Annotated in this window: 18 protein-coding genes and 3 tRNA genes; 12 read left to right on the forward strand and 9 right to left on the reverse strand. The window is 40.0% G+C overall.

Annotated features, from left to right (window positions below; translation table 11 throughout):
- The first annotated feature begins 2 nt into the window (after nucleotides 1-2).
- The 7 genes from secF (at nucleotide 3) to ACTF5Q_RS04640 (ending at nucleotide 4,585) form a co-directional block, all read left to right on the forward strand.
- Nucleotides 3-968: a protein translocase subunit SecF gene (gene secF / locus ACTF5Q_RS04610; protein ID WP_438953501.1), complete on the forward strand. Its 966-nt coding sequence runs from the start codon at nucleotides 3-5 to the stop codon at nucleotides 966-968.
- Nucleotides 965-1,735, forward strand: coding sequence for a sulfite exporter TauE/SafE family protein (locus ACTF5Q_RS04615; protein WP_438953502.1), 771 nt, complete (start codon nucleotides 965-967; stop codon nucleotides 1,733-1,735). Before secF ends, ACTF5Q_RS04615 begins: the two co-directional genes overlap by 4 nt.
- Nucleotides 1,736-1,878: 143 nt before the next feature.
- Nucleotides 1,879-2,499: a heme ABC exporter ATP-binding protein CcmA gene (gene ccmA / locus ACTF5Q_RS04620; RefSeq protein WP_438953503.1), complete on the forward strand. Its 621-nt coding sequence runs from the start codon at nucleotides 1,879-1,881 to the stop codon at nucleotides 2,497-2,499.
- Nucleotides 2,496-3,152 (forward strand): heme exporter protein CcmB, encoded by a 657-nt coding sequence (gene ccmB, locus ACTF5Q_RS04625; RefSeq protein WP_020043820.1) that lies wholly within the window; start codon nucleotides 2,496-2,498, stop codon nucleotides 3,150-3,152. The genes ccmA and ccmB overlap by 4 nt, the downstream gene beginning before the upstream one ends.
- A 12-nt stretch (nucleotides 3,153-3,164) precedes the next feature.
- Complete coding sequence (locus ACTF5Q_RS04630; RefSeq protein WP_438953504.1) at nucleotides 3,165-3,893, forward strand: heme ABC transporter permease; 729 nt, start codon at nucleotides 3,165-3,167, stop codon at nucleotides 3,891-3,893.
- 3 nt (nucleotides 3,894-3,896) lie between these two features.
- On the forward strand, nucleotides 3,897-4,037 hold the full coding sequence (gene ccmD / locus ACTF5Q_RS04635) for a heme exporter protein CcmD (RefSeq protein ID WP_438953505.1): 141 nt from the start codon (nucleotides 3,897-3,899) through the stop codon (nucleotides 4,035-4,037).
- Complete coding sequence (locus ACTF5Q_RS04640; RefSeq protein WP_438953506.1) at nucleotides 4,034-4,585, forward strand: DsbE family thiol:disulfide interchange protein; 552 nt, start codon at nucleotides 4,034-4,036, stop codon at nucleotides 4,583-4,585. The genes ccmD and ACTF5Q_RS04640 overlap by 4 nt, the downstream gene beginning before the upstream one ends.
- A 20-nt stretch (nucleotides 4,586-4,605) precedes the next feature.
- Here the strand turns inward: ACTF5Q_RS04640 and acnA are convergent, their stop codons facing one another.
- The 3 genes from acnA to dddP form a co-directional block, all read right to left on the reverse strand.
- A complete protein-coding gene (gene acnA / locus ACTF5Q_RS04645) occupies nucleotides 4,606-7,293 on the reverse strand; it encodes an aconitate hydratase AcnA (protein WP_438953507.1) in 2,688 nt (895 codons plus the stop codon).
- 196 nt (nucleotides 7,294-7,489) lie between these two features.
- Complete coding sequence (purB, locus tag ACTF5Q_RS04650) at nucleotides 7,490-8,794, reverse strand: adenylosuccinate lyase (protein ID WP_438953508.1); 1,305 nt, start codon at nucleotides 8,792-8,794, stop codon at nucleotides 7,490-7,492.
- A 97-nt stretch (nucleotides 8,795-8,891) separates the two neighbouring features.
- Complete coding sequence (dddP, locus tag ACTF5Q_RS04655; RefSeq protein WP_438953509.1) at nucleotides 8,892-10,232, reverse strand: dimethylsulfonioproprionate lyase DddP; 1,341 nt, start codon at nucleotides 10,230-10,232, stop codon at nucleotides 8,892-8,894.
- A 161-nt stretch (nucleotides 10,233-10,393) separates the two neighbouring features.
- On the opposite strand from dddP, the gene ACTF5Q_RS04660 reads away from it, so the two are divergent.
- A complete protein-coding gene (locus ACTF5Q_RS04660) occupies nucleotides 10,394-11,131 on the forward strand; it encodes a heme-dependent oxidative N-demethylase family protein (protein ID WP_438953510.1) in 738 nt (245 codons plus the stop codon).
- 13 nt (nucleotides 11,132-11,144) lie between these two features.
- Here ACTF5Q_RS04660 and glnA read toward each other — a convergent pair whose 3' ends face one another.
- Together glnA and ACTF5Q_RS04670 are read right to left on the reverse strand one after the other, a co-directional pair.
- Nucleotides 11,145-12,551, reverse strand: a complete 1,407-nt coding sequence (gene glnA / locus ACTF5Q_RS04665; protein WP_438953511.1) for a type I glutamate--ammonia ligase — start codon at nucleotides 12,549-12,551, stop codon at nucleotides 11,145-11,147.
- A 24-nt stretch (nucleotides 12,552-12,575) separates the two neighbouring features.
- Entirely contained in the window at nucleotides 12,576-12,914 is a 339-nt protein-coding gene (locus tag ACTF5Q_RS04670) for a P-II family nitrogen regulator (RefSeq protein ID WP_438953512.1), read from the reverse strand.
- Nucleotides 12,915-13,182: 268 nt separating this feature from the next.
- Here ACTF5Q_RS04670 and ACTF5Q_RS04675 point away from each other — a divergent pair.
- Nucleotides 13,183-13,267: transfer RNA gene (locus tag ACTF5Q_RS04675), tRNA-Leu, on the forward strand.
- A gap of 31 nt (nucleotides 13,268-13,298) precedes the next feature.
- On the opposite strand, the gene ACTF5Q_RS04680 is transcribed toward ACTF5Q_RS04675, so the two are convergent.
- Nucleotides 13,299-13,670 (reverse strand): cupin domain-containing protein, encoded by a 372-nt coding sequence (locus tag ACTF5Q_RS04680; protein WP_153692238.1) that lies wholly within the window; start codon nucleotides 13,668-13,670, stop codon nucleotides 13,299-13,301.
- A gap of 338 nt (nucleotides 13,671-14,008) precedes the next feature.
- Here ACTF5Q_RS04680 and tig point away from each other — a divergent pair, with 338 nt between their 5' ends.
- On the forward strand, nucleotides 14,009-15,340 hold the full coding sequence (gene tig, locus ACTF5Q_RS04685) for a trigger factor (RefSeq protein ID WP_438953513.1): 1,332 nt from the start codon (nucleotides 14,009-14,011) through the stop codon (nucleotides 15,338-15,340).
- 66 nt (nucleotides 15,341-15,406) lie between these two features.
- On the forward strand, nucleotides 15,407-16,525 hold the full coding sequence (gene tgt / locus ACTF5Q_RS04690) for a tRNA guanosine(34) transglycosylase Tgt (protein ID WP_438953516.1): 1,119 nt from the start codon (nucleotides 15,407-15,409) through the stop codon (nucleotides 16,523-16,525).
- Between the two features lie 178 nt (nucleotides 16,526-16,703).
- Here the strand turns inward: tgt and ACTF5Q_RS04695 are convergent, their stop codons facing one another.
- The 3 genes from ACTF5Q_RS04695 to lon form a co-directional block, all read right to left on the reverse strand.
- On the reverse strand, nucleotides 16,704-17,204 hold the full coding sequence (locus ACTF5Q_RS04695) for a cyclic nucleotide-binding domain-containing protein (RefSeq protein WP_020044881.1): 501 nt from the start codon (nucleotides 17,202-17,204) through the stop codon (nucleotides 16,704-16,706).
- Nucleotides 17,205-17,381: 177 nt separating this feature from the next.
- Nucleotides 17,382-17,457: transfer RNA gene (locus ACTF5Q_RS04700), tRNA-Val, on the reverse strand.
- 97 nt (nucleotides 17,458-17,554) lie between these two features.
- The gene (lon, locus tag ACTF5Q_RS04705) at nucleotides 17,555-19,960 is read right to left on the reverse strand and encodes an endopeptidase La (RefSeq protein WP_438953514.1); all 2,406 of its coding nucleotides are present in this window, start codon (nucleotides 19,958-19,960) and stop codon (nucleotides 17,555-17,557) included.
- 306 nt (nucleotides 19,961-20,266) lie between these two features.
- Here lon and ACTF5Q_RS04710 point away from each other — a divergent pair.
- A tRNA-Asp gene (locus ACTF5Q_RS04710) sits at nucleotides 20,267-20,343 on the forward strand.
- Nucleotides 20,344-20,496 lie beyond the last annotated feature (153 nt).

Consider the following 20,496-nt stretch of genomic DNA (forward strand, 5'->3'; position numbering starts at 1 on the left):
TTATGCGATTAAAACTTGTGCCGAATGAAACTACGATCAATTTTTTTGGAAAATCAAACGTCTTCTTCGGCGTCTCAATTTTTGCGGTTATTCTATCCTTTATAACCTATATTATATTAGGCCTGAACTTTGGAATTGATTTCAAAGGGGGTACTTCAATCCGTTCGGAAAGCAAAGTAGAAATTGAAATAGCTAAATATAGAAACGCGCTATCGAGCCTAAATCTAGGTGACGTTGCAATTTCGGAAGTTTTTGACCCTACATTCGAAGCTGATCAAAATGTTGCTCTTATAAGAATTGAGGCGCAGGATGGTCAGGAAGCAGTGACATCTGAAATCATCGAAATAATACTTAGCACTTTAAAGGCTAATGTATCTGAGGACATCAAATTCCAAGCAGTAGAAAGCGTGGGTCCAAAAGTATCAGGCGAATTGATAAAAAAAGCTGTAATGGCAATCTTATTAGCGATTGGTGCGGTGTTATTTTATATATGGCTGCGTTTTGAATGGCAATTTGCGCTTGGGGCTGTTTCAGCTCTTATACATGATATAGTTCTTACCATAGGCATTTTTTCTGTTTTGCAAATTAAGTTTGATTTAGCAATAATTGCAGCCTTACTAACCATAGTTGGCTACTCTTTGAATGACACGGTGGTTATATTCGATAGGGTGCGCGAAAATTTACGAAAATACAAAAAGAGGCCACTGATTGATGTAATGAATTTATCAATTAATGATACTTTGAGCCGTACGATTATGACTTCTTTAACTACGCTGCTGGCTTTGATTGCATTATTTACTCTAGGTGGTGACGTCATCAGGGGGTTTGTATTTGCTATGATTTGGGGAGTGGTTGTGGGTACTTATAGTTCCGTTTTTGTTGCCTCAAATATCTTATTGCTCCTGGGTATAAAACGCGATTGGTCAAAACCAAATGCAGAGGCTGGCACTTCCATGCCGCAGCCATGATACCAAACATTTTTGTCGAGATATTTGAATTAAATGGACTTTTAACTGTCGCTTTAACAGCACTTATTGCGGGTATCGTAAGGGGCTTTTCCGGATTCGGCACAGCAATGATATTTTTGCCGGTGGCTGGCAAATATTTTGATCCTGTTACGGCTATAATCGTTTTAACTATAATGGATTTATGTGGTCCAGCTTTAATAGTGCCGAAAGCCTTGCGGGATGCCTACAAACCAGATTTGTTGCGGCTAATTGGTGGCATGATAATTACACTTCCGCTAGCACTGTACTTTTTAGTTAATATGGAGACGGAAATATTCCGATATATTGTAAGTAGTCTCGCTTTGTTTATGGTTTTTGTGCTCGCAACGGGATGGAGGTTTCATGGTAATCTTGGTAATGGTGCATTAATTGGGCTTGGAGGTGTCGCTGGTGTAACTGGTGGGATAGCTGGAGTGCCTGGACCGCCGGTGATATTATTTTACATGGCGACCATTCATCCAGTAAAAGTAATACGAGCAAATAATCTGCTTTTTCTTTTTGGATTTGATATTTTTGCGTTATTTTTTCTTGGTGTTGCGAGCGTTCTGAATATAAATGCCGTTGTTTTTGGGTTAGTTTTAGCAATCCCAATGGGTTTAGGAAATGTTATCGGCGCAGTCTTTTTTAACCCAGAGAAGGAGAAACTGTATAGGATGATTGCCTTCTTAATAATTACGCTGTCTGCTTTGAGTGGGCTTCCACTATTGAGTGATCGACTTATGAGTTAAGTTTTGAGCAAAATAAATTCCGAATAAATATAAATAATTAAATTAAAGCAGTATCTTATGATATTATTTTAAGGCGAAATAGCTTATTTATACACTTAAATTTGTCACTTTTTCTGTTATAAAAATTAGTCTATGTATTCTGCATGTTGTTATCAGTAAATAATTTAAGTGTTTCCCGAGGTGGGGTAAGTCTGTTTAAGGGTTTAAACTTTACTCTATCGTCTGGCCAATTCATTTCGTTGACTGGTGGTAACGGCACTGGAAAAACCACACTATTGAGATCTATAGCTGGATTGCAACCGATAGATGAGGGTGAGATATTAATAGAGACCGATAACTTCATTTTTGCTGGCGACTCGAATGGAATAAAAACGTCATTAACAGTATCAGAGAATTTACGTTTTTGGAGTGCTATTTTTGGTGAAAAAGAGTTTGAAGAAGCGCTGGAGGTGTTTCATCTAACAAAGTTTGAGAATAGATTTGCAGGCAAGTTATCTGCAGGGCAAAAAAGAAGGTTGTCGTTAGCTCGTCTTATGTTGGCCGATAAAGGTATATGGTTGCTTGATGAACCAACGGTTTCATTAGACAAAAAATCTATGGAAGAATTCTCTAAAATTCTAAAAAATCATTTAAAAGCGGGTGGTGCCGCAGTGGTAGCAACTCATACTGATCTTGGCCTGAAAACACACTCCTCGAACATAAATATAGAGGATTATCGCACAAAAAGTGGAAATTTGAATGCCAGTGCAGGAGCATTCTTATGATAGCGTTGCTACAACGTGATTTGCTCCTCGCAGTAAGAGCTGGCGGAGGATTTGGTCTTGGAGTGGCATTCTTTTTAATAGTAGTTGTTTTGGTGCCGCTGGGTATTGGTCCTGACATGGTGATACTATCAAAAGTTTCTGTTGGTGTTTTGTGGGTAGGTGCTTTATTGGCCTGCGTCCTATCATTAGATCGAATTTTCTCGCTCGATTATGATGATGGGACACTTGAACTATTGCTGACGTCTCCTATCCCTTTGGAGGCTGTGGTAACTATAAAAGCATTTTCACACTGGATAACAACCGGACTACCATTGGTTGTAGTTTCGCCAATTCTTGGTTTACTGCTTGGATTACAGGTCAGTGATTTAAAGTGGGTGGTAATATCTTTATTGATTGGCACGCCGGCCCTGTCGGCGATAGGCGCCTTCGGTGCCTCGTTGACCGTTGGTATCAGGAGAGGAGGGTTACTGTTATCTTTACTTGTCTTGCCTCTGTACGTTCCTACCCTTATCTTTGGTGCAAATGTGGCCAGTAAAGGTCTAGAAGATGTATCCAACAATGGAGCTTTATTGATTTTAACAGCGGTTACGCTGGCAGCTTTTTCAATATTGCCTTTTGCTTCAGCTTTTGTTTTAAGAATTAACTTGCGATGAAGAGGAGATATGATGTCGCTTTGGGAATATGCTAATCCTGTAAAATTTTTAAAGCTTTCTGACAAAGTATTACCATTTTTTGTTGGTTTTTCGATTATTGGACTATCTATTGGATTGTTTTGGGGCTTTTTTTTCACGCCTGATGACTATCGACAGGGTTCAACAGTAAAGATTATCTATTTGCATGTTCCATCAGCATTAATGGCGATTAATGCTTGGTTTATGATGTTGGTTGCTTCACTAATATGGCTGGTTCGTCGTCACCATGTATCAGCCTTGGCTGCAAAGGCAGCTGCTCCCGTTGGAGTTACAATGACAATGGTTGCCCTAGTAACTGGGGCTCTATGGGGTCAGCCAATGTGGGGTACTTGGTGGGCGTGGGATCCAAGATTAACTTCGTTTCTTGTTCTATTTTTATTTTATTTAGGGTACATGGCGCTCTGGTCAGCGATAGATAATCCAGATACCGCTGCTGATTTAACCTCCATGCTCTGTATAGTTGGCTCCGTGTTTGCGATTTTAAGTCGCTATGCAGTAAATTTCTGGAACCAAGGCTTGCATCAAGGTGCGTCGCTTTCTTTAGACAAAGAAAAAAACGTTGCAGATGTCTTTTATCAACCTTTGTTATTTTCAATATTTGGGTTTGTATTTCTGTTCTTAACTTTAGTATTAATAGGTACAAGGACTGAAATTCGCCTGAGGCGCACTGAGGCTTTGCGTTTAAGAAAGGATAGTGAGTAGAACGTGCCAGATCTGGGGAAATATGCTTTTAGTGTTTTAACGTCCTATGGAATTTCATTTCTATTAATTGGCTGTCTAGTAGCTTTTATTCTGTACCGAAATTATAGAATTCGAATTGATTTGGAAAAAGAAGATAATTCATGAAAGGGATGTCAAATATCCCAATCTTGATGTTTTTGCCGATTGTTTTTTTTATATTTCTTGTCGGTGCTTTTTATATTGGTTTACAGCGTGATGACGATAATTCTTTGCCTTCCGTGCTAATTGGGGAATTAGCTCCAGATATCACCAAAAACGAATTATACTCGGGTTCTGAGGTAACTCCTGAATTAATGAAGTCTCCTGGTATTAAACTCGTTAACTTTTGGGCGAGTTGGTGCCCTCCTTGTAGGGCTGAACATGAAAAATTACTTGAAATAGCTGAAAGTGGTACAGTTATTTTTGGAGTAAATATAAAAGATGATAAAGAAAATGCACTCTCATATCTGCAGAGGTATGGTAACCCATTTCAAGCCGTGTCATACGATCCCGATGGTAGGACTGCCATCGATTGGGGTGTAACGGCACCGCCCGAAACATTTATAATTAATAACGAAGGTGAGGTCTTGTTTCGATTTGCTGGTCCTCTAGTGGGCCAAGACTACGTAAGTCGCTTTTTGCCAGCGTACGAGTCTGCCCTAAATAAAGAATAGATGTATTTTCTGCTAGTTGTCTAGGACGCTTTGGCTAGGTTTCTTAATACATAGTGTAAAACGCCACCGTGCTCGATATATTCTATCTCTATTGCTGTATCGATCCTACATTTAAGCTTAATCGTTTTAATGTTTCCATCGGGGTACAGAATTTCGCAGTCAGTATCGCCAAGTGGCGTTATTTCTTCCAGTCCGTGAATTGAAATTATTTCATCTCCAGTAAGAGCAAGTGAATTTCGGTTGTTACCATTTGTGAATTCAAAGGGTATAACTCCCATACCCACGAGGTTTGAACGATGAATTCTTTCAAAACTTTCTGCTATAACAGCTTTGATGCCGAGTAATGCAGTTCCTTTAGCTGCCCAATCCCGAGAAGAACCCGCGCCATATTGCTCTCCGCCAATGATTACTAAAGGAGTGCCATTTTCTTTATGGGCCATCGCAGCATCAAAAATTGATGTTGTTTCACCATTTGGATTTTTTGTATAGCCACCTTCAACATTCGAGAGCATTTCATTTTTAATCCTAATGTTGGCGAATGTTCCACGCATCATTACTTCGTGATTACCCCGCCTTGAGCCATATGAATTAAATTCACGTGAAGGTACTTGCCTCTCTGTCAGATATTTACCAGCAGGAGTTGTTTCTTGAAAAGAACCAGCTGGGGAAATGTGATCGGTTGTAATCATATCGCCCAACAGAGCTAATATTTTAGCATTATTGATACTTGATATGGAGCCCGGGTTTTCCGCGATTTCAGCAAAATAGGGTGGATTTTGAACATACGTTGAAGTCGACGGCCAATCATATGTTTCTCTCTCTGTAACTTCAACCTCTTGCCATTTTTCATCACCATCAAAAACTGCTGCATATTTTGACTGAAAAGCGTCTCTTGTGACCGTTTTCTCCACGAGTTCTGCAACTTCATGTGATGAAGGCCATATGTCTTTTAAATAGACTTCTTCTCCTTCGGGTGTTGTTGTTATTGGTTCGGTCGTGAGATTTATGTCAACGGTGCCTGCTAGGGCATAGGCGACTACCAATGGAGGAGATGCTAAATAATTTGCTCTTACATCTGGAGATATTCTGCCTTCAAAATTTCGGTTTCCAGATAAAACTGAAGTTGCCACAAGATCGCCATCGGAAATAGCTTTTGAAATTTCAGGTTGTAATGGGCCAGAATTTCCAATGCAGGTCGTACAGCCGTATCCAACGAGATTAAACCCTATCTGATCCAAATCTTTTTGTAGGTCTGCAGCTTCCAAATAGGCTGATACTACTTGTGATCCAGGAGCCAGTGATGTCTTTACCCATGGTTTTCGCTGAAGTCCTAACTCGACGGCCTTACGTGCTACAAGGCCAGCTGCAATCATTACATATGGGTTCGATGTATTTGTGCAAGATGTGATGGAAGCAATGACTACTTTTCCCGAAGACAACTTAAAATCTTCACCCTCAACATTAATTTCTTCATCCATTGGTCTTTTGAAGGTTTTCTCCATTTCTTCTAAGAATGCTTCCTTCGCACTATCTAGCCTCACATAATCTTGAGGTCTTTTGGGGCCAGAAATAGCTGGAACTATGGAGCTCATGTTAAGTTCAAGTGTATCAGAGTAAATAGGATTATAATCTTCAGTTCGCCATAAATTATTTGCTTTTGCGTAAGCTTCGACCAATAAAATCCGCTCTTCGTCTCGGCCAGTGTTTCGAAGGTATCGCAACGTTTCGTTATCAATTGGGAAAAACCCACAAGTTGCTCCATATTCTGGCGCCATGTTTGCTATTGTTGCTCTATCGGCTAAGGGGAGTTTGTCTAATCCATCTCCATAAAATTCTACAAATTTACCAACAACACCCTTCTCTCTAAGCATTTCTACTATCTTAAGAACAAGATCGGTCCCAGTGGTTCCTTCGGTAAGTTCACCTGACAACTTGAACCCTACGACTTCAGGTATAAGCATAGATATAGGCTGGCCAAGCATGGCTGCTTCAGCTTCAATTCCACCGACTCCCCAGCCCAATACAGCCATCCCATTGACCATTGTTGTGTGGCTGTCTGTTCCTACTAATGTATCCGGATAAGCAACTTCAAAACCATTTTGGTCAATATCAGTCCATACAGTTTGGGCAAGGTACTCTAGATTTACTTGATGGCATATCCCTGTACCGGGTGGAACAACACGGAAGTTATTAAATGCTGACTGTCCCCATTTTAAGAAAGAGTAACGTTCCATATTTCTTTCGTATTCACGGTCTACATTTGTCTTAAAGGCCCGTTGATTTCCAAATTCATCGATCATCACTGAATGATCAATCACAAGATCAACTGGGTTTAGGGGATTAATCTTTTGGGGATCGCCTCCAAGTTTCATGATGCCATCTCTCATAGCGGCTAAATCAACCACTGCTGGAACTCCAGTAAAATCTTGCATTAGCACGCGAGCAGGTCGATATGCTATTTCTCGAGAGGTTTGGCCACCATTTTCTGCCCAGTCTGAAAAAGCTTTTATATCCTGTAAGCTGACCGTCTTACCGTCTTCAAAACGTAATAAATTTTCTAAAACAACATTCAAGGCGGCAGGCAGTTTGGAGAAATCTCCTAGTCCAGCATCGCTCGCTGCATTAATGGAATAAAAGGCAATTTTTCTGCCATTTACCGAAAGTTCTTTTCTCACTTTTTTTGAATCAATGCCAACTTTAATAGACACTCGAATCTCCTGATTGATAAGATTTAACCCTGTTTGAGAAGCTTTTGACGTATGTTTTCGAGGCGTTCAAGAGTAATTATATCTAATTGTGCACAATTGTATACAAAAATACACTTTTCTTAATTTTTTACCAACTGTGCTTTAATTTTAAACTGAGGTAAGAGGTTTTTGAAAAGCTTACTTTCTATTTATTCGTTTATTTTCCGAAAACTCTCTTAAAAATCGTATCGACGCTTTTAGTATGATAAGCTAGATCAAATTTCTCTCTTATATCTTCTTCACTTAAGAAATGCCTCACATCCTTGTCGGATAGTAATTCATCTTGGAAATCTTTGTTATCTTCCCATACTTTCATTGCATTACGTTGAACTAATTTATATGCGTCCTCGCGACTTGCTCCCGCTTGTGTTAATGCTAGCAACACCCTCTGAGACATCACTAACCCTTTAAACTTGTTCATGTTTTTAAGCATGTTGTCAGGATAGATAACTAGGTTGTCAATCACATTGGCCAGCCGGTTCAAGGCAAAATCTAGATTTACTGTAGTATCGGGAGCAATATTTCTCTCGACAGAGCTATGTGATATGTCACGTTCATGCCAAAGTGTCACATTTTCTAAAGCTGGAACTACGGCCATTCTGATTAAGCGGGCTAGGCCAGTTAAATTTTCTGTCAGAACTGGATTGCGTTTATGAGGCATTGCTGAAGAACCTTTCTGACCTTCTGAAAAAAACTCTTCAGCCTCAAGAACTTCTGTTCTCTGCATATGTCGGATTTCTGTTGCAATATTTTCTATTGAACTTGCAATGATGCCAAGGGTGGCAAAAAATGCAGCATGACGATCTCTGGGAATAACCTGTGTGCTAATAGGCTCAGGAGTTAATCCTAGTTTTTCACAGACGTACTTTTCAACAGCTGGGTCCAAGTTAGCGAACGTGCCAACTGCACCAGATAGAGCACCTGTGGAAATCTCGTCTTTTGCAACGTGCATTCTTTTCAGGTTTCGATCCATTTCTGCGTAGAAGCGTGCAAAAGTCAGCCCCATCGTAGTTGGTTCAGCGTGAATTCCGTGACTTCTGCCTATACGTACATCCATTTTATGCTCTAGAGCTCTTCGCTTTAATGCCGCCAATAGTTGCTCTATATCTTTTATGAGCAGATCTGACGCTTGTACCAGCTGAATATTTAAGCATGTATCTAATACATCCGAACTGGTCATTCCTTGATGTACAAACCTTGCCTCTTCTGAACCAATATGTTCAGCAAGATGGGTTAAAAAGGCTATTACATCATGTTTGGTCTTTGCTTCAATTTCATTTATTCTGGCAACGTCAAACTTAACGTCTTTTGCGTTCCAAACAGCTGCAGCATTTTCCTCAGGAATTAGTCCCAAGTTTGCCATCGCATCACAGGCGTGAGCTTCTATTTCGAACCAAATTTTAAATTTTGTTTCTGCTGACCATATTTTGACCATTTCTGGCCGAGAATAGCGTGGGATCATAAATACTGCCTTATATTAAAAGTGCAGTTTTGTACTTAGCGCCTGTGATATTTTTGAGCAAGGGGCCGATGTTTGAAAATTATGTTATAAATAAACATCAATATCCCATGAGAGCTTCATCAAAGGGATATTTGGTTAAGTTTTCATATCCATTTTCAGTTACCAGAACTTGATCTTCTAGTTTTATCGAAAAGTCACCGTTCTCTGGACTCACCAGGGCTTCTACGCACAGCACCATTCCTGCCTCGATATCATAATCGTAAGCGCCTTCAACGAACTTATCGGCATAAGAGATTAACGGCCATTCATCACAGAGGCCTACGCCATGCATAAGACAGGAGTATTTTCCTACTTGATATTTTTGATCTAATTTATGGGCATTTTTTGTTAAGTCACTCATATGAACACCGGGTTTAAGCATCTCCATATTTTTCATAATATGTTCGTGGGCATGACGCATTGCGTAAATCATATCTGGGCGTGGGGATTGATCGCCTATCCACCAAGTTCGACTTATATCGACGCATATTCCATAAGCTCCCACCAAATCTGTGTCGAAGGCAACAATTTCATTATTTTGAACTATTCTAGGGCCGCATTCTTGGAACCATGGGTTAGTGCGTGGTCCCGATGTGAGGAGCCGTGTTTCTATCCATTCCCCACCTCTTTTGATATTTTCAGCGTGCAAAATCGACCATATATCATTTTCACTTAGATTTTCATTACATACTTCAGATCTTGTAACTTGCTCCATTTTATAGATCGCTTTTTCACAAGCATATGAGGCACATCGCATGGCTTTTATCTCATCAATACCTTTAATAGACCTCGATTTCTCGGACACTTCCTCTCCATCCATAACTTTGAGGTTTAAAGCTTCTAGTGACCGTAATCCGTGAAGCATAATTTTATCTACTGCCAACCTATTATTGCTATTTCCATGCTCATTTATTAGTAATCGTACTTCATTAGCGAAAACATCTGCCGCATCCCCAATTTTATCACCCCGATCAAAGTAAAAGAGATCTGCACCGGAACGTTGCTCTTTTACCAATGGATTAAACTCAGACAAAAAGGGAGAATTCTTATAATCCCAAATTACCATGTAACCATCAGCGCATAAAAGAACTGCTCGAAATGGGTTATGTGTGTTCCAGAGCTGCATATTTGTGCTGTCAGTTGCATATCGGATGTTCAAAGGGTCAAACATTAACAGGCCACCGTACTCACGGTCTACTATATGCTTAGTTAGCCTTTTCCATCTAAATTTTCGCATGGCCTGAAGGTCTGGAAGTTCCAAACCAGCAGTTTCCCACTCCCTTCTTGCAAGAAGTGTGGGGCCAATTTCTACTCTGTTTTTATCGTTTGGTGTATTATCGTCTAAAAGAAAACTTTTAAGTGGATCAATCTTTCTATTGTTACTGTGATGCTCGTTCATGGCTAGTTTGCTCCAAGTATCACAAAAATTTAACGAATTTCAAAAATTTTATCATGTCTGAAAGCGAAAATTCTTGTCGCTTTTATATTTCTTCTTTTCAGCATACAAATGTGACTTATAAAAAGCTTTTTTCTAAATAATAGTGAGTGTTATCTATTAAAATGCGCAAAGCAATTTTTCAAAAATCTATCCCGTATGATTGGCAAAAAGTAACAAAATTGCCTGGTGTAATGCCATTACAACCACACGAATGGTTAATATTTGATGACGCTTATAGCGATCAAATGGCGGAGCGGGAGGATTTGTTGAAAAATAATAATGACGTGATTGTGTTGGATAACAACAGCCAGGCAGTAGCACGCGAGCTTCTCACCATTTTATTAGAATTTCTGCGTAAGGCAGATGATTTTGAAGTATCAGAAAAACAAGTAATTACTCGTGATAAACGTACCGTCAAAATTGATTATGAGAAACCTCTAATGACTTGTGGACTATTGGTTCAAAATGATTTCTGTTTGATGGAAAAACGAAATGGTCAACACGTATTGAGCGCGGCTGTACTCTGTTTCCCCGCTAACTGGCGCTTGCTTGAGAAATTTATGAAACCGTTGGTTTCTATCCACATAAATGTTCCTGAATACAGTTCAGAAATTGAAAAACGCGTCAACAGGATCTTCGATGGTATTCGAGTTGGTCAACCCATGTGGAGATTTAACCTATTAGAATATTCAGACCCTACGCTATATCAACCCTACAGGTTAAGTCCCAATCAGGCAGCTTCATATATTCGCAGTGAGCGCCAAACTTTTTTAAAATTACCAGAAACTGGTGCAGTCGTATTTGGAATTCATACCTTTGTATTAAAAAAGGTGCCTTCCGACACCTTTTCAAGAAATTAAAATAAGCCTTAGTTTAGCAGCTATAGTACATACCGTATTCCACTGGGTGAGGAGTATGTTCGTAGGACTCGATCTCTTCCATTTTCAATTCTATGTATCCATCAATTTGGTCTTTGGTGAAGACATTGCCAGCTAGAAGATATTCGTGATCCTTCTGGAGTTCTTCTATTGCTTCACGCAAAGAACCACACACCGTAGGTATATCGGCCAGTTCTTCCGCTGGGAGATCATAGAGGTTTTTATCCATGGCTTCGCCAGGATTAATTTTATTTTTTATTCCGTCTAGCCCTGCCATTAAGAGTGCAGAGAAACACAAATAAGGATTTGATGATGGGTCTGGAAAGCGAGCTTCAACTCTTTTAGCTTTCGGAGACTCCGTCCATGGAATTCTGACACAACCAGATCTATTTCTGGCTGAATATGCACGAAGTACAGGGGCTTCAAATCCTGGGATCAAGCGCTTGTAAGAATTGGTTGATGGATTAGTAAATGCGTTAAGAGACTTTGCATGTTTTAGTATCCCACCAATGTAGTACAGAGCTTCTTGGGATAAATCGGCATACTTATCTCCCGCAAAAAGTGGCTTACCGCCTTTCCAAATCGACATGTTAACATGCATCCCGGTTCCATTATCACCAGCCACCGGTTTAGGCATAAACGTCGCAGACTTTCCGTACGCTTGCGCAACATTATGAATCACATACTTATACTTCTGAAGTTCATCGCCCTGCTTTGTAAGACTGTTAAAAATTAGACCAAGTTCGTGCTGGCAAGACGCCACTTCGTGATGGTGCTTATCGACTTTCATTCCCAACCGCTTCATTGTTGATAGCATCTCTGATCTTATATCTTGTCCGTCATCGATCGGATTGACAGGAAAATAGCCTCCTTTAACGCCAGGACGATGACCAGTGTTTCCCATTTCATAGTCTGTATCTGTATTCCATGCAGCGTCAAGAGCATCAACTTCGAAAGATACCTTATTCATTTCATTTGAAAATTTAACATTATCAAACAGAAAAAATTCAGCCTCCGGTCCCATGTATGCCACGTCGCCTACACCCGAAGACTTTAAATATGCTTCCGCCTTTTCAGCAGTCCCACGAGGGTCACGTTCATAGGCTTCACCCGTATCAGGCTCAACAACCGAACAATGAACGCATAGAGTTTTTTCTGCATAAAATGGGTCAACGTAAGCACTATCAGTATCGATCATTAGTTTCATATCAGACGCCTCGATTGATTTCCATCCAGCAATAGAAGATCCATCAAACATAAAACCTTCTTCAATAAAATCTGCGTCTACCTGATCTGCCATCACCGTAACGTGCTGCAGTTTCCCTCTGGGATCAGTAAACCTGATGTCAACATATTCTACGCTTTCATCTGATATTGTTTTGAGCATTGTATCTGCGCCCATGATTATTCCTCTCTTTTTATGGTGTTATAAAGCTTCAGATCCGCTTTCACGGGTTCGGATCCGGATTGCCTGATCAATTGAGCTGACGAATATTTTGCCATCTCCTATCTTATCAGTTTTAGCAGCATCAATAATTGCTTCTATTGCTTCGTCGACTTGATCATCATCTAAAACAACTTCAATTTTTACTTTAGGTAAGAAGTCTACAATATATTCCGCGCCTCGATATAGTTCAGTGTGGCCTTTTTGTCTTCCAAAGCCTTTGACTTCGATAACAGACAATCCTTGAATACCTGCATCTTGAAGAGCCTCTTTTACTTCGTCCAATTTGAACGGTTTGATTATCGCTTCTATTTTTTTCATAAAATTTTCCAGACCGATTAATGACGATGGGTACATTTGTTTATGATCAAATGCCCAGATTCATTTGAGGAACATAGGAACTTTTAGACGATGCACAATAAAAAAGATGAAAAAATAATCAAATTGATTAAAAAATAATCAAATATAAAAACTGGGTAGGCTATCTGTAACAGGCCAACGGTGTCCAAAATTATAAAAAGATCATTTTGGGTCTCGTAACTTGGTTTTTCTTTTGTTAAAGAAGCCGGAGATTGTTTTGCGATCAACGGCGGGTGTGGCGAAATTGGTAGACGCACCAGATTTAGGTTCTGGCGCCGCGAGGCGTGGGGGTTCAAGTCCCTCCACCCGCACCACGTTCAACTTACTAATAGTGAAACAAGCTAGTTAATTAGCGTGCTTCCACGGGCCAAAATCTTTTCCACCTTCGACAATCTCATACATGATACAAGGTTCGTCACCGATTACCCATCCATCATGCCCTGGTGCAAAATAATACGCGTCGCCTGGTCCAACTTCGATTTTAGAGCCATCATTGTGAGAACATCCTAATCTTCCAGATATCACGACGCCAACATGTCCAGCCTGACAGCTTTCTCCACCAACTGTTGGCTTAATACATTCTGACCAAACCCAACCCGGTTGTAGGACTAATTTAGAGGCATTTACATTGCCCAGTTTTACAACTTCTACCTTTGCTTTAGGTGGATTTTTGACTTCATCCGCATCACTAAAATTTTTTGCATATAGATTTGCCATTTAACTCTCCTTTGCGCTCTATCTGGCGTAAACCTTGCCAATTAAATCTTAATCTGTCACCCAAAAAACAATATTGGTTTGCGTTTAAATTACATTTAATCGATTAAATTAAATTAGATTTTTAAAACTTTAAGACGATCCATTTTTTTGGATTTTTTACGCCTGTCTTGCAAATCGACTTGCTCTTTTTCTTACAACATCAAAATTCATAGGTATTTACTGAAATTCTAATAAAATTTCGGGGTTGATCATAATAGACTGCGCATTTACTAAGGCATCTAATTCTAAATGAACAATTCTGCTAACTGAATTATCAGTTGGATCGTGAGAGGAAAAAGATGAAAATCACTGAAACTTTAAACGAAGGGTTAAAGCGTGGCTACTCTATAGTGATAACTGCGAAAGAGTTAGATAAAAAGGTTGACGAGAAACTCAATGAGGCCCAACCCAATGTTGAAATGAAAGGCTTTCGTAAAGGTAAAGTACCAATGGCGATATTAAAGAAGCAGTTTGGTCCACGGGTATTGGGTGAAGCCATGCAGGAAAGTGTTGATGGTGCGATGAATAAGCATTTTGAAAAATCGGGAGATCGTCCTGCAATGCGTCCTGATGTCAAAATGACAAATGAGGATTGGAAAGAGGGTGATGACGTTTCGGTTGAGCTTTCCTACGAAGCGTTGCCAGAAATACCTGACTTGGAATTCTCGAAGGTGAATCTTAAGAAAATGACTGTTAAGGCTTCTGATAAAGAGGTTGACGAGGCTTTAAATAACCTTGCTTCTACTGCGAAGGACTACAAAGCAAAGCGTAAAGGATCAAAATCCAAAGATGGTGACCAAGTTGTGATTGATTTTAATGGCATTGTAGACAACCAAGAATTTGATGGAGGATCATCTGAAGACTATCCACTGGTACTTGGCTCCAACAGCTTTATTCCAGGTTTTGAGGAACAACTAGTTGGTATGAAAGTTGGAGATACGCCAGAGGTAAAGGTTACTTTCCCAAAAGAATATAACGCTGAGCACTTAGCAGGCAAAGATGCAATATTCAGTTGCAAGATTAAAGAAGTAAAAGAAGCTGTGGATGCTGAAATTAATGATGATCTTGCTAAGAAGTTTGGTTCAGATGATCTAAAAGGTCTTAAATTACAAATAGCTGAGCGATTAGAGGCGGAATACGCCGGTGCCTCGAAAACCGTAATGAAGCGGGAGTTGCTCGATAAATTGGACAAAATGGTCTCGTTTGATTTGCCACCCTCTCTTGTGGATGCAGAAGCGGGTCAAATAGCACATCAGCTTTGGCATGACGAAAATCCAGATGTTGAGGGCCACGATCATGAGAAAATAGAGCCGACAAAGGAACATAACAAACTTGCTGAGCGAAGAGTAAGATTAGGTTTGTTATTGGCAGAATTAGGTCAAAAAGCCGAAGTAGAAGTTACTGAGGCAGAAATGACCCAAGCCATTATGGAACAGGCTAGGCAGTATCCAGGGCAAGAAAGACAGTTTTTTGAATTCATTCAAAAGAATGAGCAAATGCAACAACAAATACGTGCACCTTTATTCGAAGATAAGGTTGTAGAGTATGTTTTTGAACAGGCTAGTGTGACTGAAAAAGAAGTGACAAAGAATGTATTGCAAAAAGCAGTTGAGTCTCTCGAGGATGAATAGCTTGCTGTAATAAGCGAAACATAGGATCGTTCGACATAATATAAAATATCTTTATGGGAGAATAGCATAAAGTTTTCTTTAGAGGCCAGAGATGGCAAGGCCCGTTTAGGTAAAATAACGACAGCGAGGGGGGATATTAGAACTCCAGCCTTCATGCCTGTAGGTACAGCTGCCACAGTTAAAGCGATGTTGCCAAGTTCTGTTCGCTCTACAGGTGCAGACATTTTACTTGGTAATACTTATCATTTAATGTTGCGACCAACAGCGGAGCGCATAGCCTCGCTTGGTGGCCTTCACAAGTTTATGGACTGGGAATATCCGATACTCACTGATAGTGGAGGTTTTCAGGTGATGTCCCTGTCTGCTCTAACAAAAATTAGTGAAAAGGGTGTTAAGTTCAAGTCGCATATAGATGGTTCAATCCATTTAATTACTCCAGAAAGATCAATTGAGTTGCAAAGTCTCTTTGGTAGCGATATTTTAATGTGCTTCGATGAATGCACACCTTACCCAGTTGATGAAAAAACAGCGCTGAACTCTATGCAAATGTCTATGAGATGGGCAGAGCGTTCACGAGAGGCCTTTGGTTATAGAGAGGGTCGGTCTCTGTTTGGAATCCAGCAAGGAAGTGTTTTCCCAGAACAACGAGAAGAAAGTGCTGAAGCGTTAAAATCAATTGGCTTTGACGGTTACGCGGTTGGCGGCTTGGCAGTGGGAGAGGGACAAGAAAAAATGTTTGAAGTTTTAAAATACGCTCCTGATTTGCTTCCAAGTGAAAAGCCTAGATATTTAATGGGAGTTGGTAAGCCTGACGATATAGTTGGCGCCGTAAAAAACGGCATTGACATGATGGACTGCGTTTTACCGTCCAGATCAGGAAGGACTGGCCAAATATTTACCCATAGGGGCGTCTTAAATATTAAAAATTCGCGTCATCAAGATGATCCAAGGCCTATCGATGAAAATTGTTCATGTCCCGCTTGCAAAAATTATAGTCGCGCTTACTTACACCACGTTTTCAAAAGTCAGGAGATAATAAGCTCTATGCTTTTAACCTGGCATAATCTTCAGTACTATCAAGATCTTATGGCTGGTATTAGGAGTTCAATTAGGTCAAGTAGCTTTGATGATTTCGTTGATGAATTTTATTCTGTTCGAGCTGAGGGTGATATTGAACAAATATAAAGTTTAGTTGTTTCTATCCATTAGCAATATATTAATCGGTATAATAGTTAGTAATAAAAACAATAAAAATGACACACCTGGAATGAAAAACTCTAAGGTGAGTAAAACTAGGAATATGAGAGATAATATTTGGGATAATTTAGTGAAGCTCAATTTAAACTCTTACTATGAAATACATCTAATCAACTATTCCGAAATTCCATTTTAGATATTCAAATTCTTTTTCTAGCTCATCCAATTTATCAATTAGAATTCTACCATTAGAATTTCGTTCATTAATACTGTCAATGAATGCAGTAATTTCGCTCGAAACATCTTTCATACCATTTGCTAGCACTTCGCTCTTTTCATTAGAATTTGATAGCCTTGCCTCGAGTTTTCTAACAAGCGCGGATAGAAAAATATCTTGTTTTAATTTCGCTATTAAATGGTCCGATTTTATAAGGCGAGCAGTTAATCCATCCTCGCCAGCTATTGCAGTAACCGTACGATTTTTGCCGAGAATAAAAGATGCTTCTCCAAACAATTCATTGTATCCTATGGAACTCAGCCGCAGCCCACTTGGGCTAACTATTTGAGCTTGGCCTTCTATCACTAAGTAAGAATAAGTTGGGAGATCACTTGCAGAATAAACAAGTTCATTAGGTTCCCAAACACCTATGTCATTTTCAAGTTTCATTTACTTGTCCTCTATTTACTCGGATAACACAGATTTTAGGGATCTGAACAAAGTTTCTTAAAATACTTCTGAAGTATTTAAACAATGCTCAAGTATTTGCGTTTCTGAGCATTTAGTATGCAGGTTATCTTACAGCTGTATTCCGTAACGGTCAGCTCTTGTCTGCTCAGGTTATGATGGTGGGTGATGAGAGACTCGAACTCCCGACATCTTCGGTGTAAACGAAGCGCTCTACCAACTGAGCTAATCACCCCTGACCGCGTCTTATCTAAAGCTCCAAATATGTGCAATAGATTTTTATATTTTTTCAAACTATCCGGTTCAAAAACTAACATAATTATTTTTTCAGCCTAATGTGCAGTTGCACCGGGCGAACTTTTGTTATCTGTAAGAGATGAGCCTTGCTGTTCATCATCATAATTTGGATCCCATTCTATCGGTTCAGGTTCCGCGACGAGAGCATACTGCAATACCTCTTCGACATGCGATACCGCTAAAATGTTGAGTCCCTCTTTTACGTTTTCTGGTATTTCCGCGAGATCTTTTTCATTATCCAGAGGGATAAGAACGGTTTTTATCCCGCCTCTCAAGGCAGCTAAAAGTTTTTCTTTTAAACCACCTATCGGCAACGCATTGCCCCGTAGCGTGACTTCGCCAGTCATTGCTAAGTCTTTTTTCACTGGAATACCGCTTAAAACGGATACAATTGATGTCACCATCGCAAGCCCTGCGCTGGGCCCATCTTTAGGTGTTGCTCCCTCCGGTACATGAACGTGAATATCCAGCTTGTCAAAACGTGTCGGCTTCACTCCTATCTTCGGGCTAATAGACCTTACGTATGAACTGGCCGCATCGATTGACTCTTTCATTACATCACCAAGCTTACCGGTCGTTTTCATTCTACCTTTACCCGGCAACTTCAAAGCCTCTATCTGCAACAGATCTCCACCCGCAGATGTGTAAGCCAGGCCGGTGACCACTCCAATTTGATCCTGTAATTCCGCTAGCCCATACTTAAACTTTCTTACTCCCAAATAATCAGATAAATTTTCTTCCGTAATTTTCACGGCCTGAATTTCTTTCTTTACAATTTTTGTAACAACTTTACGTGCCAGCCGCGCTATTTCCCGTTCCAAATTGCGCACACCCGCTTCACGCGTGTAAAATTGAATAATTGCAGTCAATGCATCATCGGATAGCGAAAATTCACTCTCTTTTAAACCGTTGTTCTTGAGAGATTTTTCTAAAAGGTGCCTAAGAGCGATCTCTCTTTTCTCATCTTCTGTATAACCCGCTAGTGGAACAATTTCCATCCGGTCGAGTAGCGGCTCAGGCATATTATAGCTATTTGCTGTAGTAAGAAACATCACGTTAGACAGATCGTACTCAACTTCCAAATAATGATCCACGAAGGTACTATTTTGTTCTGGATCTAGAACTTCGAGCATCGCAGAGGCAGGGTCTCCACGAAAATCCTGTCCCATTTTATCAATTTCATCAAGAAGAATTAACGGGTTAGTGGTCTTTGCTTTCTTCAGCGCTTGTATGATTTTACCAGGCATGGAACCAATATATGTCCGGCGATGGCCTCGGATTTCACTTTCGTCTCGCACGCCGCCTAAAGAGATTCTGATAAACTCACGCCCAGTGGCTTTAGCTACTGATTTGCCAAGTGAAGTTTTACCCACTCCGGGAGGTCCAACTAAGCACATAATTGGGCCTTTGACCTTCTTACTTCGTTGTTGAACGGCAAGATACTCTACAATCCGTTCTTTTACTTTTTCCAAGCTGTAATGATCATCATCCAGTATCTTTTGAGCACGATTTAGATCTTTCTTCACCCTTGATTTAGCTCCCCAAGGCAGGCAGAGAAGCCAATCAAGATAATTTCTCACCACGGTTGCTTCTGCTGACATGGGCGACATAGATTTTAGTTTTTTTATCTCAGCTTCTGCTTTCTCTTTAGCTTCTTTACTCAGCTTAATATTTTTCAATTTGGCTTCCAGTTCGGCAATCTCGTTCTGGCCATCCTCGCCATCACCGAGTTCTTTCTGAATGGCTTTCATTTGCTCGTTTAGATAATACTCCCGCTGAGTACGTTCCATTTGTGACTTTACACGGGTTTTTATCTTTTTTTCGACCTGCAAAACGCTTACTTCACTTTGCATATGGGAGTAAGCTTGTTCCAAACGCTCACTTATCACCAGATTTTCTAATAATTTCTGTTTTTCTTCAACTTCAATTCCAAGATGTCCAGCTATCAAGTCAACCAGTTGACGCGGGTCTTCTGCATTAGCCACGGAAGCTAAGGCCTCCTCTGGAACATTTTTCTTTATCTTTGCATATTTTTCGAATTCAGAGGCAATTGTTTTTTGGAGTGCTTTAATTGTTTCAGTATCCCCTTCATCTTCTGACAATTCCTCCGCATATGCCTCAAAAAATTCATCATTTTTGCTGAAGTCGGAAATTTTTACCCTTTTATTACCTTCTACCAGCACTTTGACTGTCCCGTCTGGAAGTTTTAACAGTTGCAAGACATTTGCTAAAACACCAACCTTGTATATGCCCTCACTGCTTGGATCATCATCCGTCGCATCTATTTGGCTAGACAACAAAATTTCTTTGTCCTCTGACATAACTACTTCAAGAGCTTTTACGGATTTTTCTCTGCCAACAAACAGAGGTACTACCATATTTGGGAAAACCACTATGTCACGAAGAGGAAGTACTGGATACAGGTTTGTTTTACTGGACATTTTATTCACCGTTTTGCTGCTCGACAAGATGTTCGATAATATTTAGATGTGTCGTTTTTATCCTTAAACAAGTGGGGTGTAATTTGTTTTATTCAACCATTGTTTTTTTTAGTTTAACTTTTTATTAGAAAAAATTAGAAAAAAGTTTCTATTTAGTTAAAATATCAACCTCGCGGCTTTTAATAGATGACTTCTACAGACACACATCCACTAGAAAACTGTAAAAAAGTTAAATTAAAGAAAAAAACATATTTGATTAATTGAGCGCTTGACGGAAGTCAGTCATATCAATAAACAGCCTACAACGCGGTTGTAGCTCAGTTGGTTAGAGTACCGGCCTGTCACGCCGGGGGTCGCGGGTTCGAGCCCCGTCAACCGCGCCACCTTTTTTCCATATAAATCAATAGCTTAACCCCTTTCGGGGGTGTCTGGGTCACAAGCTGGGTCACAAAAAGGTAAGAGGGGGTCACGGGAAACATAGCCTTTTTATTCACAACTTTTGACTTTTGGAATAATAACATTTTCAATGTATTTAT

The sequence above is a fragment of the Candidatus Salinivivens marinus genome (genome assembly GCF_965655845.1).
GTDB lineage: Bacteria > Pseudomonadota > Alphaproteobacteria > Rhodobacterales > Rhodobacteraceae > Salinivivens > Salinivivens marinus.